Genomic DNA, 19,008 nt, shown 5'->3' on the forward strand with positions numbered 1-19,008 from the left:
GAAACCAATGTTTGATAAAATAAGTGCCATTTTGGTTCCGATTGCTGGGAGATTGAACAACAACCGCTATTTAGGCGTATTACGGGATGCCTTTATGCTTGCGTTCCCGCTCACCATCTTTGGTTCCATTATGGTTGTGCTGATGAATTTGCCATTTTTAGATAAAATCATGAGTAAAACCGTACTGGAAGGCGTCCAGTCTGCACTGAATATCGCACCGAGTGCAACCATCAGCATTATGAGTGTGTTTGTTGTATTTGGGATCGGCTACTATTTATCAAAAAGCTATGATGTAGAAGCTGTCTTTGGCGGCGTGATTGCTTTAGCCTCTTTCTTGCTTCTGACTCCGTTTTTACTAGAACAAGAAGGCGGTGCAACGATTGCAGGCGTCATCCCAGTCGATCGTTTAGGTGCAAAGGGGATGTTCCTAGGAATGATCACAGGCTTTTTATCTGCTGAAATTTATCGTTATTTTGTCCAGAAGAAATTTGTGATCAATATGCCGCAAGGGGTTCCGCCAGCTGTTTCCAAGTCTTTTGCTGCACTGATCCCGGCTACTTTGACACTTACAACCTTTTTATTAATTAATATCATCATTACACAAGGCTTCAAAACAAATATGCATGATCTGATTTATCATGCAATTCAGGCGCCACTTGTCGGTCTTGGAAGCGGTATCATTCCGACGTTGATCGCTGTTTTCTTTATACAAATTCTTTGGTTCTTTGGGCTTCACGGTCAAATTATTATCAACTCTGTCATGGATCCGATTTGGAATACATTATCCATTCAAAACCTAGAGAGCTATACAAAAACAGGTGAGGTTCCTAATATCATCAGCAAGCAGTTTATTGAAATCTATACGGTTGGAATGGGTGGAACCGGTATGACGCTTGCTGTTGTGTTTACCATTTTAATTTTCCTGAAAAGTAAGCAATTAAAACAAGTAGCCAAGCTCGGCTTAGGACCAGGATTATTTAACGTCAATGAACCGATTATCTTCGGTTTACCAATTGTCATGAATCCGCTTATTCTGATTCCGTGGATTTTGGCGCCAATGGTCATTACATGTATTACTTATTTTGCTATGGCATCAGGCATTGTACCGCCGCCTACAGGCGTGAATATACCGTGGACAGTACCGATCTTTATTAGCGGAATGATGGCGACAAATTCACTAGCTGGCGGTCTGCTTCAGTTGTTTAACCTGATGATTGTGTTTGTCATTTGGTTCCCGTTCCTGAAATTTATTGACCGGATGAATGTGAAAAATGAAAAAATAACGACAACAGAAAATACGAAGACAGCAAACATCAAAGGTGAAGGAGACTCAATACATGTCGATGGAAACTAACAAGCAATCATATACATTTCCAGAAGGTTTCTGGTGGGGATCTTCTGCTTCTGCGACGCAAACGGAAGGGAGCGTCCCTGGTGATGGAAAAGGACCGAACATTTGGGATCATTGGTTTGAACAAGAGCCTACTCGTTTTTTTGATGGCGTAGGGCCGAACGTGACATCTCAATTTTATCGAAAATATAAAGAAGATATCCGTCTAATGAAAGAAATTGGCCACAATTCATTTCGGCTGTCGATTTCATGGTCACGCCTTTTACCTGAAGGAACAGGTGCAGTCAATGAAGAAGCGGTGTCCTTTTATAATGATGTGATCAATGAACTGATTGCACATGATATCGAGCCATTTGTGAACCTATACCATTTCGATATGCCAATGGCGCTGCAGGAGAAAGGCGGCTGGGTGAACAGACAGGTGGTCGACGATTATGTCAGCTATGCGACATTATGCTTCCAATTATTTGGTGACCGGGTGAAAAAATGGTTTACCCATAACGAACCGATTGTCCCTGTAGAAGGCGGATATATGTATAGCTTTCATTATCCAAACGAAGTCGATTTCCAAAAGGCTGTGCAGGTCGGTTTTCATGAACTTTTATCAAATGCGAAGGCGATTGCGGCTTATAAAGAGCTGCAGCAAGACGGTAAGATTGGCATCATCTTAAACCTGACCCCTTCGTACCCGCGAAGCCAGAATCCGAGTGATGTAGAAGCAGCTGAGATGGCCGATGCTTTCTTTAACCGCTCCTTCTTAGATCCTGCGGTGAAAGGACATTTCCCGGAAAAACTAGTAGAAGTCTTAAAGAAAGAAGGCTTTATGCCAAGTATGGAAGAAGGGGATCTTGAGCTGATTCAAGAGAATACGATTGATCTTCTTGGCATCAACTATTATCAGCCAAGAAGAGTGAAAGCGAAAGAGCATATGCCGCATCCTCAAGCACCATTTATGCCGAACCATTACTTTGATTCTTTTGAAATGCCGGGAAGAAAAATGAATGTGTATCGAGGCTGGGAAATCTATGAAAAGGGCATTTACGATATATTGAAAAAAGTCCAGACAGACTATGATAATATCGAATGCTTTATTTCTGAAAATGGAATGGGTGTCGAAGGAGAAGAGCGGTTTAAGGATGAAGAAGGAATGATTCATGACGATTACCGTATTGACTTTATATCTGAGCACCTCAAATGGGTGCATCAAGCCATTCAAGAAGGAAGCAATGTGAAAGGTTATCATCTGTGGACATTTATGGACAACTGGTCCTGGTCGAATGCATATAAAAATCGTTATGGATTTGTCTCAGTTGATCTTCAAAAAGACGGGAAACGAACGATTAAGAAGAGTGGATACTGGTTTCAATCAGTTTCAAAGAATAACGGTTTTTAATCAAAATACTTGCTCTTTCCTTGAAAAGGGCAAGTATTTTTCTTATGTGACGGTAAGTGGATGAAACAAAAATGGCTGGCATCTTTTAAGCTCACATCCCTTAGTGTAGAATGAGAAGAAGGCTAAAAAAACGCCATATTCCTTCTTGAAATAAGGTGCTATGAAAAAACAAGTCAGTTGGTGGTGTGAGATGAAGAAGTACGAACTCATTTCAGAAGAAATCAGAAAACGAATAGGAACAGCATATTATCCAGAAGATCAACCCATTCCAGATGAAAACTCGCTTGCCGCTGAATTTCAATGCAGCAGAATGACGATGAAGCGTGCGCTTGATCTTCTCGTTGCAGAAGGTCTGCTCTTTAGAAAAAGAGGCCACGGTACATTTATTGTGAAGGCAGCGCTCAATCAAGGGGCCATCAATGTATCAGGCCATGAAAATAAAGGGTTCACAAAAGTCATGGCGGATAAAAACGTCACGACTCAAATCATTCACTTTGATGTCCATTTTCCAAGCGAAGAGGTGGCAGCCCATCTATCTATTGACTCAACCACACCTGTTTATGATATCATCCGGCTCCGTCTTGTGGATGAAGAGCCTTATGTATTAGAAAAAACGTTTATGCCTGTCAATCTCATTAAGGGCATAGATGAAGAAGTTCTACTGGGTTCTATCTATGGCTATATTTCAAATGAGCTTCATTTAAAAATAGCAGGAGCGCACAAGAAAATTAGAGCGGCTAAATCAGATCAGCTGGATCAGCAGTATTTAGGGTGTGACCCAACAGATCCTGTGCTTGAAGTCGAGCAGGTTGCTTATTTAAACGCAGGGCAGCCATTTGAATATTCATTTAGCCATCATCGCTATGATAAATTTGACTTTTCAACGGTTGAAATCACGAAAACAGGACGTTAAAAAAAGAGCAGAACCCCCGAGGGAGACTGCTCTTTTTTTATTTAATTTTATATGTTCCACCAATGATATCCATCTTTTTCTAGAAGCTCATCCGCTTCTTTCGGTCCCATAGAACCAGCAGGATAGTTTGGTTTTAATGTTTTGTTTTCTGCCCATTTCTCAGAAATCGGATCAACGAAGTTCCAAGAAAGTGCTACTTCATCCCAGTGAGCAAAGTTTGTTGCATCGCCTAGTAAGCAGTCATGAATCAGTTTTTCATATGCTTCTGGTGTATTCATGATGTCGTTATAGTTTGTCTGGTAGTCGAGTTTAATCGGTTTCGCATACGTGCCGCCATCCAGCTTGCGAGCATTCAGGTGAAGGGTGATGCCTTCATCTGGCTGAATATGAATGACAAGGAGGTTTGGATGCATGGCATTTCCGTTACCATAGTACAGGTTCATTGGAATGTCTTTAAATTGAACCACGATTTGAGTAGATTTCTTTTCTAACCGTTTCCCTGTCCGAATGTAAAATGGCACCCCGGCCCATCTAAAGTTATCAATCAGCAGCTTCCCTGCCACAAATGTTTCTGTGTTTGAGTTCGGGTCAACATTTTGCTCTTTCAGATAAGAAGGAACCTCGCTGCCATCAATCGTACCCGTATCATACTGTCCGCGGACAAAGAATTGATCGACCTCATCTTTAGAGAAAGGACGAAGAGCGCGCAATACTTTTCGTTTTTCGCTGCGGATTTCCTCTGTATTTAGTTTAATTGGCGGCTCCATTGCTAAAAGGGCAACCATTTGAAGCATATGGTTTTGGACCATATCTCTTAGTGCACCAGAATTCTCATAATATCGAGCCCTGTCTTCAACCCCCAATGATTCACTGGATGTAATTTGAATGTTTGAGATATAGCGGTTTGTCCAAAGCGGTTCAAAGATGGCATTCGCAAAACGGATAACCTCAATGTTTTGAACCATTTGTTTACCAAGATAGTGGTCAATACGATAAATTTGATCTTCTGTGAATGCATCACGAATTTCTTCATTTAATGTTTTCGCACTTGGCAGATCATGCCCAAATGGCTTTTCAATGACAAGACGTGACCAGCCGGTTGTTTCTGATACGCCCTCACTCTTTAGGAACTTCGCGATCGTTCCGAAGAATTCCGGTGCCATAGCTAAATAGAACATGCGGTTATTTGGAATACTGTACGTATCTTCAAGGCCTGTTAGAAGCGTGTTAAGTGATTGATAGGAAGCAGGGCTTGATACGTCAAAATCGTGATAATAGAAATGTGAAATGAACTCTTCTGTTTTCGCTTCTGCATCATCAGAAGAAACAGATTCCTTTACCACAGATCTGAGGTCCTCATGAGACCACGGACGGCGTCCAACTCCGACAACAGCGAATTGATCACCGAGCTTTCCGCTATGATAAAGTCTATGTATAGAAGGGTAGAGCTTGCGTTTGGCAAGGTCTCCTGTTGCGCCAAAAATGACAATGACTGCTTTAGGGTTATTAGTTTCTGTATTCACGAGAAGTACCTCACTTTATTCGTAGCATTGTTGTAAAAACCGAGAATGTATGTACATTTTCTTTATTTTAAAGGTTCATTGTTCGTAAAGCAAACATTTGATTCGACTTTTTCTGCTCTCGTTTCACTTTTTTCAAAAATTCCGCTGAATTCACATTTACCTTGTCTTCATGTATTCTATATGAATGAAGATATTGTATACCGGCTTTAGGAGGAAAAGTAATGGAACTGCTCTTTTTAGGAACAGGTGCAGGCATTCCTGCAAAAACAAGAAACGTCACTTGCACAGCGCTAAAGCTTTTAGAAGAACGAAATGCAGTGTGGCTTTTTGATTGCGGAGAAGCAACACAGCACCAAATCTTACATACAACGATTAAACCGAGAAAGATCGAGAAAATATTTATCACACATATGCACGGAGATCATGTATATGGCCTTCCGGGACTTCTTGGCAGCAGATCCTTTCAAGGCGGGGAGGATGAATTGACGATCTATGGACCAAAGGGCATCAAGGCCTTTGTAAACGCATCACTTTCAGCCTCGCAAACGCATTTGACATATCCGCTGCATATCATAGAAATAGAAGAAGGGATCGTATTTGAAGATGATACCTTTCAAGTAGAAGCAAGAAGAGTCTCTCACGGGATTCCAGCTTACGGCTACCGGGTTGTGGAAAAAGATCTGCCTGGTTCATTAAAAGCCGAAGACCTAAAAGAAATCGGTGTAAAACCTGGACCTTTGTATCAGAAGTTGAAAAATGGGGAAACCGTGACACTCGAAGATGGAAGAACCATCGATGGAACCGATTATTTAGAACCCCCTAAAAAAGGGAGAATCGTTGCATTTTCAGGAGATACCCGTTTGTGCGAGAATATAACAAGGCTTGCCAAAAATGCGGATGTGTTAGTCCATGAAGCAACATTCGGTAAAGAAGATGCAGATTTAGCCTACAATTATTATCACAGCACAACAGAACAAGCAGCGAAAACAGCACAGGAAGCAGGCGCAAAAAGGCTCATTTTGACCCATATAAGTGCACGTTACCAAGGAGAAGAGGCACTGAAACAACTGTTGAAAGAAGCCCGCGATATATTCCCGCTGACAGAAGCTGCACATGATTTCTCTTCTTTCCCCATTGAACGCACCCTGTAAAAATTGGATGAATCGTCAAAAAAAGTTGTGTGATTTTTTTGATATTTATGATGACGCTCTTTTTCAGGTAGTGGTAAAATGGTGAAGAAAAAACAAATGACGAATTAAACTATGAAGAATACGGGAGGCACAATCAAAGATGAGCGGTTTTACAGCATTAAGTGAAGCAGAATTGAATGACCTATATGTGGCACTACAAAATGAGTATGAAACTTACAAAAGTAAAAACTTGCACTTAGACATGTCTAGAGGGAAGCCTTCACCAAAACAGCTCGATTTGTCTATGGGCATGCTCGATGTTGTGACATCAAAGGATGCAATGACAGCTGAAGATGGCACAGATGTGCGAAACTATGGCGGCTTGACAGGCCTTCCTGAAACGAAGAAATTTTTTGCAGATGTTCTTAATTTAAAGCCTGAACAAATCATCATCGGCGGTAACTCAAGCCTGAATATGATGCATGATACCATTGCACGTGCGATGACTCACGGCGTATGTGACAGCAAAACACCTTGGGGAGAGCTGCCAAAGGTAAAATTCCTTGCACCAAGCCCAGGGTATGACCGTCATTTTGCCATTTGTGAGCTATTTAACATAGAGATGATCACGATCGATATGAAGGCTGATGGACCTGATATGGATCAGGTAGAAAAATTGGTCGCAGAAGATGAAGCAATTAAAGGCATTTGGTGTGTACCGAAATATAGCAATCCAGACGGCATTACGTATTCAGATGAAGTCGTTGACCGCTTAGCCTCAATGAAAACAAAAGCAGACGACTTCCGCATTTTTTGGGATGATGCATATGCAGTCCACCATCTAACGGATACACCTGATACGTTAAAAGATATTTTTCAAGCAGTTGAAGAGGCAGGATACCCGAACCGTGTGTTTATGTTTGCGTCTACGTCTAAAATTACATTCCCAGGCTCAGGTGTTGCACTGATGGCATCTAGCCCGGACAATGTGAGCTTTACTCAAAAGCAATTATCGATTCAAACGATCGGACCTGACAAAATCAATCAACTTAGACATCTTCGTTTCTTCCAGAATCCAGAAGGTTTGAAGGAACATATGAAAAAGCATGCAGCGATCATTAAGCCAAAATTTGACCTCGTTCTTTCCATTCTTGACGAAAAACTTGGCGGAAAAGATATCGCTGAATGGCACAAGCCAAATGGCGGATATTTCATTAGTTTAAATACACTTGATCATTGTGCAAAAGCGGTTGTGCAAAAAGCTAAAGAAGCAGGTGTCACAATGACAGGTGCAGGTGCAACATATCCATATGGAAAAGATCCGCTTGATCGTAACATTCGCATTGCACCAACATTCCCGGCTCTTGAAGAACTAGAGCAAGCGATTGACATCTTTACATTATGTGTTCAGCTTGTCAGCATTGAAAAGCTGCTTTCTGAAAAAAGCCAATCTGCTCCAACGGCATAAATAAAAGAAACTCCTTGACTCATAACGGGTCAAGGAGTTTTTCGTTTTAATTAGCAGTTTGATAATAGGAGACAGGTTGTTTGGCTGCGCACCATACATCATAGATGGCAAGCTGTACAATATGCGGTTCATCATGATGAATATAGTGCGAGCTGTTCTGCGCTTGAATCCATCCGCTTTGAGATGACAAAGACAGCATGCGTTTATGAAGTCTGAGCCAAGCTTCATGCGCTGGATGAAACAATCGGCTCTTACCTGATGAAATGACAAGAAGCGGCATCATCCCATAATGGGTTTGCTCCTCTTTGATTGTGCTTAGCATTTGCTGAAAGTCCTCATGCGTACATTCTGCTGTAAATTGCGCCATATATGAAGTGCGTTCTTCCTTTGATAAAAGCGGCAGGATCACCTGCTCTTGTTCCTCACTTGCTGGGTCTAGCAGCACCATGCCGATGACATCATCTCCTCTTCGGCTTGCCCATAGCCGGCTGACAAGAGAGCCGAATGAGTGAGCGACGATGAGAAATGGCGGCTGAATATTGGCTTCTTTCAGCAGCGCATCTAAATCATCAGCGAGGTCATGCAAGGTTCTTCCTTCACCGCTCTCACTGCTCTTTCCATTTCCTAAACGGTCGTATAAGAAAACCCCAAGCTCTGGGTCAATATCACGGGCCATATTCGACCACGTATCACTAGAAATGCCGTAGCCAGCTTCAAAGATAATCGTGGCTTGCCTTTTGCCTTGACGATGTTTTGTATAAAAATGGTGTCCATCTATATGATACATTTTTTCAATCATTGCCGAATTCATTCTTCCATCTCCTCTAAGTGGTTCTTTAGCTAAAAGACGGCACAAAAGGCAGATATGTTTCTCTTAAAAACAAAAAAGATGCCTATTTCGAAAAATAGACACCTTTTTTCCTAAGAGCTTTTACCAAGCGCGATCATATTGACGCGGGCTTTCGATGGATGTACGGAGCTCTTGAGCAGCTGTTTTCGGGAAGTATGGATCCCGTAAAAATTCTCTGCCAATAAAGATCAAATCCGCACGCTGATTTTGTAAAATCTCCTCTGCCTGTACACCAGATGTGATCAGACCGACAGCAGCTGTTTGAATGCCGGCCCCTTCTTTTATTTTCTCTGCGAATGTTACTTGGTAGCCGGGGAATGTGTTGATTTTCGCCTGTACGACAGCACCTGAGCTGACATCAATTAAGTCGACACCTTGCTCTTTGAGCCAAGTGGCAATCCCAATATAATCTGCAATATCAAGTCCTTTTGTTGTGTAATCAGAAGCCGACACACGGACAAATAAAGGTCCGTCCCATACGGCGTTGACTGCGTCTACGACTTCTCTTAAGAAACGATAGCGGTTTTCTGGTGAACCGCCATAGTCGTCTGATCGGTGGTTCGCAAGCGGTGAAAGAAATTCATTGATTAAATAGCCATGTGCACCATGAATTTCAATGATGTCAAAGCCCGCTTTTTTTGCCCGTACAGCTGCATCCTGAAACGCCTGAACGGTATCTTTGATTTGATCACCAGACATCTCGACAGGGGTTTTAGATGTTTCATCAAATGGAATGCTTGATGGTGCAAGGATGTCCCCATCAAGTTCCGCTTTACGGCCTGCATGGGCTAGCTGGATGGCTGTCTTCGTTCCGTATGATTTGATTTGTTCGTTTAATGAAGCGAAACCTTCAATGTGCTCATCGCTCCAAATACCGAGGTCGTGATCACTAATTCTTCCCTCAGGAGATACAGCACTTGCTTCCACCATAATGAGGCCAGCCTGACCTTGTGCACGGGAAATATAATGTGTGAAGTGGAAAGGCTGTAATTTCCCATCACGGTCATAAGATGAATACATACACATCGGGGACATCACGATGCGGTTTTTCAGTGTAACACCTTTTAATGTCCAAGGTGAAAAGAGTTTTGTTTCCAAATACCTTCGCCTCCTCATGGAATTGTATAGCCGATTATAACAGCCATTCAAACTTTCGTCATAAAAGGTGCTCAAAGAATATAGCTTTTATACACGTTTTTGTATAATGGAGAGATAGAGACATCAAAGGGGGAGAACGGATGAAATGGCAAACAGAGAGTGAACTAAAGGAGCTCCTGACAGCTCTTATGCAATATGAAAGCATATCAGGTACAACAGGAGAAGTCGCGTTAGCGGAATACTTATATTATTTGCTAAGGGAACGGCCTTATTTTGAGCAGAACCCTGATCATTTGGCTTTGCATCCGATGAAAGATGGCCGGTATTATTTAACGGCACTTGTGAAGCGCAGTACGCTGCGGCGTACCGTGCTGCTTCTTAGTCACTTTGATGTAGTTGATACAGAAGATTACGGCGAATTTCAAAACATGGCATGCAAGCCTGAAGAGTTAATGGCATCCTTTTCGCAAAAAATTGCGCTTCTTCCAAAGAGGGCAAGAGAGGACCTTGCTTCAGGCGACTGGCTGTTTGGGAGAGGGGCCATGGATATGAAAGCAGGGCTCACCGTGCAGCTTTCTATGCTGGAAAGAGCGATGACAGAAACATTTGATGGAAATGTCCTGCTTGTCACAGTTCCTGATGAAGAAGTGAATTCACAAGGAATGCTTGAGGCTGTCCCGAAACTAAAGGAGCTTAAAGAAAAGCATGACCTTGACTATACCGTGTGTTTAAACAGTGAGCCCATGTTTGAAAAGTATCCAGGGGATGAACATCATTATATGTATACAGGCAGTATAGGAAAGGTATTAGCCGGATTTTTCTGTAAAGGGATTGAAACGCATGTAGGAGAGCCATTCTCAGGTTTAAATGCGAATTTTATGGTATCTGAACTAAACCGGCTGTTAGAGCTCAATAGTGATTATTGTGAGGAAGTAGATGGTGAAGTAACTCCGCCCCCAACGAACTTAATGCAAAAGGACTTGAAAGAAGCCTATTCCGTTCAAACACCTCACACAGCCGTATCTTTATTTAATGTGCTCATGATGAAACGTTCAAGTGAAGAACTGCACGGCCTTCTCTATGATACTGCGAAACAAGCAGCAGACCAAATCGAGGCCAATCTTCAGCAAAAAACAGCTGACTTTCAGCGATTCAAACACTTTACACCAATTGACACCCGGGTTACGGTACTCACGTATCACGAGCTGTATCAAAAGGCCGCAGAACGCTCTGATGAACAGGAGGTTGAGCGCATTGTCAACTATGCCTTTGCCAACCGGGGTGAGCTTGGAGATCGTGATTTTTCAACGAAAATTGTCTCGGAGCTGACGACGCTTTGTAAGGAAGAAGGACCGCTGATTGTTCTATTTTATAGTCCGCCATTTTACCCTTCTGTGTCCTCAACAGAAGATCCGCATATTCAGAAGACATTCAAGAAGATTCAAGAAGAGGCAAAAGAGGTGTACGGACTTGAAGTAGAGGAAGTGAAATATTTCCCGGGATTGTCTGATTTAAGTTACTTACAGCTCGAAAAGCAGGAGGTAGGTCATTACACGACCAATATGCCGCTTTACCAAAAGGGCTATTCTTTACCGCAAGGAGAAAAGGAAGCCCTTTACGTTCCAGTCATCAACGTGGGTCCATTAGGAAAGGACCCGCACAAATGGACAGAACGGCTGCACGTCCCGTTCTCTTTTGGCATTTTGCCAGAATTACTAGAATCAACGATTCATGCTTTATTAGAGAAAAAGTAAGTAGATGTGTGAAGAGCTCTATCTTGATGATAGGGCTTCTATTTTTAAATAAACGATCTTTCCACTTAGATAAATAGAGTATGATATTGATGAAGACTTACAATTATTTGTAGGGGGTAAGAACATTAAATGGAAACTGGGATATTAACAAAAACAGACATCATCACATCGCTTCAGGAAAGTATGCGTGAACTTGAGAAGCTAGTGGAGGCTTGTGATGATAACACACTGGATCAATCTTTGGGGGAGGGGAAGTGGTCAATCAAGCAGCTCGCCGGGCATTTGTATGACACAGAAGAAGTATGGTTAGAGCGGATAGAGCAGGCGATATCAGATGATCAAACGCCCTTTCAATCGTATAATCCTGAAATGTATGTGAAAGAAAGAGCGTATGAATGGTATAACGCAGAGGAGATCAAAGCATTGATCAAACGGATGAAAGAGAGACGAAACAACACGCTTAGGCTATTAGAAAAAGATATATGGGAACAATCAGGCCTGCATCCGGAAGAAGGACTGATGACCGTTCAAATATTAGCTGAAACCATCGCTTTACATGAACAACATCATCTGGATCAAATCAAAGCCATCATGTCAATGAGGCAGTGAAAAAGCACCCGCATCAAAACAGGTGCTTTCAAATTCATTTATACGTGCTTGCTGAAAACATTTCGTTTAATTCTGCTGCGCGTTTAGTGGCTGTTTTGACACAATCGACAACGGCCTCTTCAAATTGATAGGCAGCCAGTGTGTTCAGGCCGGCTTCTGTTGTTCCGCCTTCACTTGTGATTTCTTTGCGCAGTTCGGCAGGTTCTTTTCCGCTGTCTTGAAGCATATTGGCGGCGCCTGCAATCATTTGGCAAATGAGTAATTTTGCAGTTGCTTGGTCCATTCCAAGTTCCGAAGCACCTCGCTCCATTCCTTCAATCAAATGATAAATGAAGGCAGGGCCGCTGCCTGCGATGGCTGTCACCGCATTTAACTGTGATTCATCTAATACGGTGACGTGCCCGATTGTTTCAAACAGTTCGACGGCCTTTTTCTTTTGCTTTTCAGTAACTTCACGACTTACGGCAATACCTGTTGCTGACTGCTGAATTGCCGCTGATGTATTTGGCATCGCACGAACGACTGCACTATTGCCGCCAGCGTAGTGTTGAATCGTTTCAATGGAAATACCCGCTAAAATCGAAATGATCAGCTGGCCATGTAAATGAGGCTGGACTTCAGAAATTCCGCTTTCTGCATCCTTCGGTTTTAAGGCAAAAACGAGAATATCCGCTTCTTCATAAATAAAGGAGCGAGCGAAATCCGTTTTGACCCCATATCGCGCCTGTAATTCCTCTAATCGTTTTTCATTCGTTTTGTTTGTGACAATGATATCTTCATTCGACATCATGCCGCTTTTTAATAAACCTTTGATCATAGACTCTGCCATCGAGCCTGCACCGATAAATCCAATTTTACTCATAAGCTGCTCCTCCTTGTAGAAAATAAAAAAACCTCTCGCCTGAAAAGGACGAAAGGTTTTTCGCGGTACCACCCTCAATTAGCATGCAAACATGCATACTCAGCTCTAGTCCCTTAACGCGGGAAACGTTTAGGTTTGCCTAACAGCTCAAAGGGCAGGTTCAGCAAATAAGAGGATGGTGAAGTCTTACAGCCGGCGGACCTCACTCTCTTGCATCATTATTTTGCTTACTAATCCTTGTCATCGCGCATCATATATTTGTTGTTCATTATGCAACGATGGACAAGTTTATGTCAATAGGGGCAGTTAAAAAAATTGCCCATCTAAACCGCATGACAGTCTGCCTTTTGCAAGATACAATGAAGTAAGAAGACTGAGTCCCACAATCATGAGTCAAAAAGCAGGAGATGACATATAAAAGTGAAAGAAGACATCATTCAATTATCCATCCCGACGCCGTTTGCCGTTGGGGATGTGCATGCATATGTATTAAAAGGAGAGGCCGTAACCTTAGTAGATTGCGGGCCGATGACAGAAGAGGCAGAGCATGCCTTTGTCACCCAACTAAAGGAACATCGTTTATCGATAGACGATATTGATCAAGTGGTGCTGACCCATCATCATGCAGATCATGTCGGTCTATTGAATTTGATGAAACCTCATGTCCGTGTGATCGGGCACCAGCTAAATGAGCCGTATATTAGTCAGGATCCAGTGTTTAAGCAGCGCCAAGTGGACTTTATGGTTCCTTTTTTTCAGCAGTTAGGTGTGCCGCTTCGACAAAATGAGTGTGAAAAAATGGTGAAGCAATCTTATACATATTCTTGTATTTCACATGTGGATGAGGTCATAAAAGAAGGTGATCGTTTAAGCGGGCATGAACACTTCTTTGTAATGGAAACACCCGGACACGCACAGTCTCACCTTTCCTTTCTAGACGAAAGAACGGGGAATTTTATTGGCGGCGACCTGCTTTTGACGACCATTTCCTCAAATCCGTTAATGGAAGCACCGGATGAAGGTGAGGAACGTCAAAAATCACTGCTTCAATATAAAACATCACTCAATCGGTTATTGCGTCTGCCAATCAAGACGATTTATCCAGGACACGGTCAGCTCATCACGGCTCACCATGAATTGATCGAAGAAAGATTTAAGAAACAAGAAAAACGGGCAAACACAATGTATCAGCTGCTCAAACAAAAAGAAATGACAGCCTTTCATCTTTGCCGTAAGCTATTTCCAGTGCTATATGAAGAGGCCTTATTTTTAACGATGTCAGAGACAGTCGGTCAGCTTGATGTGCTCTTAGCGGCTGGGCAAATTGAAGAAGTAGAAAAAGACGGAATCGTCTATTACAGGGCAAACTAAGGAGTGAAACGTATGGGGCGATTGACAGGAAAGAGAATTTGGATTACAGGCGCATCTGGGGGCATTGGTGAAAAAATGGCGTACTTGGCAGCAGAAGAAGGCGCAGAAATCATTATTTCAGCAAGACGAACAGAAAAGCTTACAGATGTGAAAGAAAAAATTATGAGCGCTGGCGGGGTGTGTCACATCGCCCAGCTTGATGTCAGCCAGCTCGATGACATTGATCGCGCGTATGAAGAAGTGGGGCCGGTCGATATTTTGGTCAACAATGCCGGTTTTGGTGTATTTGATCTCGTCGAAGATGCGTCCATCGAAGAAATGGTGTCGATGTTTGAGGTCAATGTGTTTGGCTTAATCGCCTGTACGAAAAAGGTCATCCCTGAGATGAAGCAAAGAGGGCAGGGACATATTATCAATATCGCATCCCAGGCAGGAAAGGTTGCGACGCCCAAATCAGCCATTTATTCCGCATCAAAGCATGCCGTTCTTGGATTTTCAAACAGCCTTAGAATGGAGCTGGCAGACTCAGGCATTCACGTGACGACAGTCAATCCAGGACCGATTGCCACAGATTTCTTTACCATCGCTGACCGCAGCGGTGAGTATGTGAAGAACGTTGATTTTATGATGCTGAGTGCGGACAAGGTGGCAGGCAAAGTCGTATCTGCCATGATGACGAAAAAGAGAGAGATTAATCTGCCCGGGTGGATGAACGCTGGCAGCAAATTGTATCAGTTATTCCCATTTTTATTTGAAAAAGCAGCACGCAAAGCGTTGATGAAAAAGTAACAAAAAAGAAACCGGTTTTGAACTGGTTTCTTTTTTTGATCAGGCTTCATTGCGCCACTTTCTATATCCGTCTTGCCGCTTGCTGAAGCGGGTCCCATACACTGTTAAAGGGCGGTGCATAGCTAATATCTAAATCTTCAAGATCTGTTATAGTCAGCTCTTGGTAAAGGGCAGCCGCCACGATATCGATCCGTTTATCTACACCGTTTCTGCCGATGATTTGGGCACCAAGCAAGGTATGGTCATCGCTTCTGTAGATTAGTTTCACTTTCATTTTCTGCGTATCTGGGTAATACCCTGCGTGATCCGTACTATCAATGGTGATCACGGAGAAAGGAATGTCCGCTGCTTTTGCTTCTTTTTCTGATAAGCCTGTTCTTCCTGCTGTCAAATCCATAAATTTCATGATGGCTGTTCCAGTCACGCCTTGAAACGCCCGGTTTGTTCCTGTCATATGAAAGCCTGCGATTCTCCCTTGTTTATTCGCAGTTGTGCCAAGCGGAATATAATCCAGTGATTTTTTGATGCGGTGATAGGTCGCCGCGCAATCACCAGCAGCATAAATGTCTTTTATATTGGTTTGCATGTATTGATTTACTGCAATAGCGCCATTTTGAAGACGCTTGATACCGGTACGATGTAAAAAGGAGGTTTGGGGAGTGACGCCGATGGCCATGATGACCATATCTGTTTGAATGGTTTGTTTGTCTGTGATAACAGCTGTAACATGTGACTTGCCTTCTAATTGCTCTACCGTTTCTCCAAGCGATACGTGAATACCCTTGGCGTCAGCCTCGTCTTTAAGATATTTTGCCATATCGGAGTCAAAGCCCGGGCCGAGTGCTGCTCCCCGCTGAATGATATGTACGTTTTTTCCGAGCGCTTTTAAATTTTCAGCCATTTCAAGGCCGATATATCCACCGCCAATGATGGTGACATGTGTGATGTCCTTTTTTAAATGGTTCAAAATGGACAGCGCATGCGGGATGGTTTTTAATACGTGTACGCCTTCTAATGGCTGAGTGTCTAAATCCAGTGTGACAGGGCTTGCTCCTGTTGCAATTAAAAGACGGTCATAGCTTTCTGTAAAAGGTTCTTTTGTTTTTGTATGATGACCCGACACTGTTTTTTGCTCTGGGTCAATGGAGGTCACTTCGTGTAAGCATCTGGCGTCAATTCCATATTTCTCACGAAAAGTTTCAGCACTGCGTGCGATCAGCTTTCTGTGATGATCAATGAGACCGCCGATCAAGTAGGGGAGTCCACACTGTCCATATGAGAAAATCTCTCCTTTCTCAAAAGCAACAATGTGTGCATTTGGATCCTCTCTATATATTTGCATCGCGCAGCTCATTCCAGCTGCATCTCCGCCAATCATCACATATTTCATTTGGTGTGCTCCCTTCTATCTATCATACTGAATACTCTTATTTACCCTCATATCCTTTTTTTTAATGCTTTTTTTTGCAAAAGAAGCAAACTTTAGTTGAAAAATAAAGACAGCGCCTTCATTTTAAGCTACAATCGGATTATCGTCTTTTTGGGTTACGAGTTTAGTGAAGATTGGTGGGAAAGACTTTGAGTGACACGCGACTAGATTTTAATACGTTATACACGCGCCATACGAGAGAGGCCTGGGCCGCTCTTGGAGAATATATGCCGGTATCTGTTTCAGAAGAGGAAGCGAGAGCGCTGCAAGGGCTAAATGACTATTTATCGCTCGAAGAAGTTCGAGATATTTACATACCGCTTATTCGTTTTCTGACATTACATGTCTTTGCAGAAAAACAAAAAAACCAGCATGTGAATGCCTTTTTAAACTACCCGCATCATGCCAAAATTCCCTTTTTAATTGGGATTGCTGGAAGTGTAGCTGTTGGGAAAAGCACAACGGCTCGTATCATTGAAACGCTTTTATCGAGGCTTGGAGATGGGCTGAAGGTAAGTCTTGTGACAACAGATGGCTTTTTATATCCTCAAAAAGAATTAAAGGATCGAGGGCTGATGGAAAAGAAGGGATTTCCAGAAAGCTACGATGTCAAAGCCCTGCTGTCTTTTTTAAATGAATTAAAATCAGGTAAACAAACTGTGCATGCCCCGGTATATTCGCATCTGACCTATGACCGGCTAGAAGGAGTGTATGAAACAGTAGAGGATGCAGATATTGTCATTATTGAAGGAATCAATGTGCTCCAATCACCAGCGCTGGATGATCTGAAGGATGAACCGCGTGTGTTTGTATCAGATTTCTTTGATTTTTCGATTTATGTAGACGCCGCTGAAACGCAAATTCAATTATGGTATAAAGAACGGTTTCGTTTACTAAGGGAAACAGCCTTCCAAGACCCTGAATCCTTCTTTCATCAATATAAAGATTTGACGGATGAAGAGGCAGATCAGATGGCAAGCACGATTTGGAATACCGTGAATCGGCCTAATTTATATCAAAATATTTTGCCGACAAAATATCGAGCTGATCTCATTTTGAAAAAAGGTGATCAGCACAAGGTGGAAGAGATCGCCATCCGCCGGGTATAAAGAAAAAACCGCTCAAACGAGAGAGCGGTTTTTTTAATGATCTCCACTTACTTTAACAGCTACGGCCGCCGCCGATCGCTTTTTTAAACGGTAATATCCTATGAGTAAGAATGGAACGCCTGCAATGGTGATCATCGATAAGACCGTAAAAATGGAGAGGGGATGGGCTGCGCCAAAATAGTCAATGCACAGTCCGCCGACAAATGGTCCGATGACGCTGCCGAGCTGAGAAAATCCCATCGCACCAAAGTAAGATCCCTTCACTTCAGGCTTTGCAATATTGTCTACAAAAAGATCCATCATCGCAAACAGCAGAACCTCGCCAATCGTAAACACGACAATGATGAAAGCAAGCATGCCGAGACTCTGTGAAAAAGCAATGGCAAACAAACTGCCGGCAAGGAGAATATTCCCAGTGGTCAGCGACAAAATGGTGGAGTAGCGCTTCGCAATCATGATGAGCGGGTATTGTACGACAATGACAACTACTGCATTTAAAGACAAAAGATATCCAAACAGTTTAGGACCATCCTCAATCATAGGTGACGCTGATAAGTATTGAGGCAGTGTTGAGCTTAAATGCGAATACCCGAACGAACATAAGGTAACGCCGATGAGGATGATGCTAAAGACCGTATCTTTTTGAATAATGGAAAGGGCTTTTTTGACGCTGATTTGTTTCGTGCTTTCTGGAGCAGCAACTGGATGTTTTTGAAATTGCCAGGCCAGTGTTAATCCGTATAACAAATAAATGAAGGCAGCGACAAGAAATGGAAACGTTGTTTTCGATGATCCGAGATATAAGCCAAGCAGCGGGCCGAAGATTACACCAATATTAATGGCCGTATACCGTAAATTAAAAACAAATAACCGAATACTTGATGGGGTGACATCAGATAAGAGTGCCTTAGACGTCGGTTCAAACAGTGCCCGGCACAGTCCATTTAAAGCGTTCATGAGGAAGAAGACCCAAATGGCATCTGCAAATGCAAAGCCAACAAAGACAAATGACCAGCCGAAGATGGATAGAAGCATGACTTTTTTTCTGCCGATTCGGTCAGAAACATAGCCGCCGTAAAAACTCGCAACGATCCCAATAAGGGAGCTGACGGCAATGATTAACCCAGCTGAAGAAGCTGAAGCCCCTTTGACTTGTGTCAAATAAACGGCCAAAAAAGGAATGCTCATGGACGTCGCCATTCGGCCGAATATGGTGCCGATGATGATCGTCCAACTAAGTGGATGTAAAGTACGTAAATTATTTTTCATGCTGTTTCTCCCCTGAGTGTTAAGATGTTCCAATCATACATGAAAAATTGTGCAAATTAAATACACAATTTGATGGAGGAGACATCCACC

The 19,008-nt window shown here is 42.7% G+C and carries 16 protein-coding genes and 1 other annotated feature; of the genes, 10 read left to right on the forward strand and 6 right to left on the reverse strand.

The window, feature by feature from the left end; translation table 11 throughout:
• Window positions 1-7 precede the first annotated feature (7 nt).
• The 3 genes from celB (at window position 8) to AC20OE_RS08070 (ending at window position 3,657) form a co-directional block, all read left to right on the forward strand.
• Entirely contained in the window at window positions 8-1,354 is a 1,347-nt protein-coding gene (celB, locus tag AC20OE_RS08060) for a PTS cellobiose transporter subunit IIC (RefSeq protein WP_041086060.1), read from the forward strand.
• Window positions 1,338-2,744: a glycoside hydrolase family 1 protein gene (locus AC20OE_RS08065; RefSeq protein ID WP_099663346.1), complete on the forward strand. Its 1,407-nt coding sequence runs from the start codon at window positions 1,338-1,340 to the stop codon at window positions 2,742-2,744. The genes celB and AC20OE_RS08065 overlap by 17 nt, the downstream gene beginning before the upstream one ends.
• Window positions 2,745-2,934: 190 nt before the next feature.
• On the forward strand, window positions 2,935-3,657 hold the full coding sequence (locus AC20OE_RS08070) for a GntR family transcriptional regulator (RefSeq protein WP_024428032.1): 723 nt from the start codon (window positions 2,935-2,937) through the stop codon (window positions 3,655-3,657).
• 47 nt (window positions 3,658-3,704) lie between these two features.
• Here AC20OE_RS08070 and zwf read toward each other — a convergent pair whose 3' ends face one another.
• The gene (gene zwf, locus AC20OE_RS08075; protein ID WP_047202253.1) at window positions 3,705-5,180 is read right to left on the reverse strand and encodes a glucose-6-phosphate dehydrogenase; all 1,476 of its coding nucleotides are present in this window, start codon (window positions 5,178-5,180) and stop codon (window positions 3,705-3,707) included.
• Between the two features lie 221 nt (window positions 5,181-5,401).
• Here zwf and rnz point away from each other — a divergent pair, with 221 nt between their 5' ends.
• Window positions 5,402-6,331 carry a ribonuclease Z gene (rnz, locus tag AC20OE_RS08080; protein WP_487268788.1) on the forward strand — a complete coding sequence of 310 codons (930 nt, stop codon included), beginning with the start codon at window positions 5,402-5,404 and terminating at the stop codon, window positions 6,329-6,331.
• 139 nt (window positions 6,332-6,470) lie between these two features.
• Window positions 6,471-7,778 (forward strand): aspartate aminotransferase type Ic, encoded by a 1,308-nt coding sequence (locus AC20OE_RS08085; protein WP_099663348.1) that lies wholly within the window; start codon window positions 6,471-6,473, stop codon window positions 7,776-7,778.
• Between the two features lie 46 nt (window positions 7,779-7,824).
• Here the strand turns inward: AC20OE_RS08085 and AC20OE_RS08090 are convergent, their stop codons facing one another.
• Together AC20OE_RS08090 and namA are read right to left on the reverse strand one after the other, a co-directional pair.
• Window positions 7,825-8,589 carry an alpha/beta fold hydrolase gene (locus tag AC20OE_RS08090; RefSeq protein WP_024422899.1) on the reverse strand — a complete coding sequence of 255 codons (765 nt, stop codon included), beginning with the start codon at window positions 8,587-8,589 and terminating at the stop codon, window positions 7,825-7,827.
• A gap of 120 nt (window positions 8,590-8,709) precedes the next feature.
• The gene (namA, locus tag AC20OE_RS08095; RefSeq protein ID WP_082700865.1) at window positions 8,710-9,726 is read right to left on the reverse strand and encodes an NADPH dehydrogenase NamA; all 1,017 of its coding nucleotides are present in this window, start codon (window positions 9,724-9,726) and stop codon (window positions 8,710-8,712) included.
• A 140-nt stretch (window positions 9,727-9,866) separates the two neighbouring features.
• Between namA and AC20OE_RS08100 the strand changes: the two genes are divergently transcribed.
• Together AC20OE_RS08100 and AC20OE_RS08105 are read left to right on the forward strand one after the other, a co-directional pair.
• Entirely contained in the window at window positions 9,867-11,480 is a 1,614-nt protein-coding gene (locus AC20OE_RS08100) for a M20/M25/M40 family metallo-hydrolase (RefSeq protein WP_487268789.1), read from the forward strand.
• Window positions 11,481-11,609: 129 nt separating this feature from the next.
• Entirely contained in the window at window positions 11,610-12,089 is a 480-nt protein-coding gene (locus AC20OE_RS08105) for a DinB family protein (RefSeq protein WP_487268790.1), read from the forward strand.
• 34 nt (window positions 12,090-12,123) lie between these two features.
• Here AC20OE_RS08105 and proC read toward each other — a convergent pair whose 3' ends face one another.
• A complete protein-coding gene (gene proC / locus AC20OE_RS08110; RefSeq protein ID WP_099663350.1) occupies window positions 12,124-12,951 on the reverse strand; it encodes a pyrroline-5-carboxylate reductase in 828 nt (275 codons plus the stop codon).
• Window positions 12,952-12,992: 41 nt separating this feature from the next.
• Window positions 12,993-13,204 (reverse strand) — a binding site (T-box leader).
• 167 nt (window positions 13,205-13,371) lie between these two features.
• On the opposite strand from proC, the gene AC20OE_RS08115 reads away from it, so the two are divergent.
• Together AC20OE_RS08115 and AC20OE_RS08120 are read left to right on the forward strand one after the other, a co-directional pair.
• Window positions 13,372-14,322 (forward strand): MBL fold metallo-hydrolase, encoded by a 951-nt coding sequence (locus AC20OE_RS08115; protein ID WP_064497568.1) that lies wholly within the window; start codon window positions 13,372-13,374, stop codon window positions 14,320-14,322.
• Between the two features lie 12 nt (window positions 14,323-14,334).
• Window positions 14,335-15,111 (forward strand): SDR family NAD(P)-dependent oxidoreductase, encoded by a 777-nt coding sequence (locus AC20OE_RS08120; protein WP_058837997.1) that lies wholly within the window; start codon window positions 14,335-14,337, stop codon window positions 15,109-15,111.
• Window positions 15,112-15,172: 61 nt separating this feature from the next.
• On the opposite strand, the gene AC20OE_RS08125 is transcribed toward AC20OE_RS08120, so the two are convergent.
• Window positions 15,173-16,501 carry a CoA-disulfide reductase gene (locus tag AC20OE_RS08125; RefSeq protein WP_099663351.1) on the reverse strand — a complete coding sequence of 443 codons (1,329 nt, stop codon included), beginning with the start codon at window positions 16,499-16,501 and terminating at the stop codon, window positions 15,173-15,175.
• A 188-nt stretch (window positions 16,502-16,689) separates the two neighbouring features.
• Here AC20OE_RS08125 and coaA point away from each other — a divergent pair, with 188 nt between their 5' ends.
• A complete protein-coding gene (gene coaA, locus AC20OE_RS08130) occupies window positions 16,690-17,649 on the forward strand; it encodes a type I pantothenate kinase (RefSeq protein ID WP_039179731.1) in 960 nt (319 codons plus the stop codon).
• Between the two features lie 33 nt (window positions 17,650-17,682).
• Here coaA and AC20OE_RS08135 read toward each other — a convergent pair whose 3' ends face one another.
• Window positions 17,683-18,918 carry an MDR family MFS transporter gene (locus AC20OE_RS08135; protein ID WP_039179728.1) on the reverse strand — a complete coding sequence of 412 codons (1,236 nt, stop codon included), beginning with the start codon at window positions 18,916-18,918 and terminating at the stop codon, window positions 17,683-17,685.
• Window positions 18,919-19,008: the final 90 nt, after the last annotated feature.

The organism is Bacillus sp. SRI_025 (assembly GCF_057592095.1).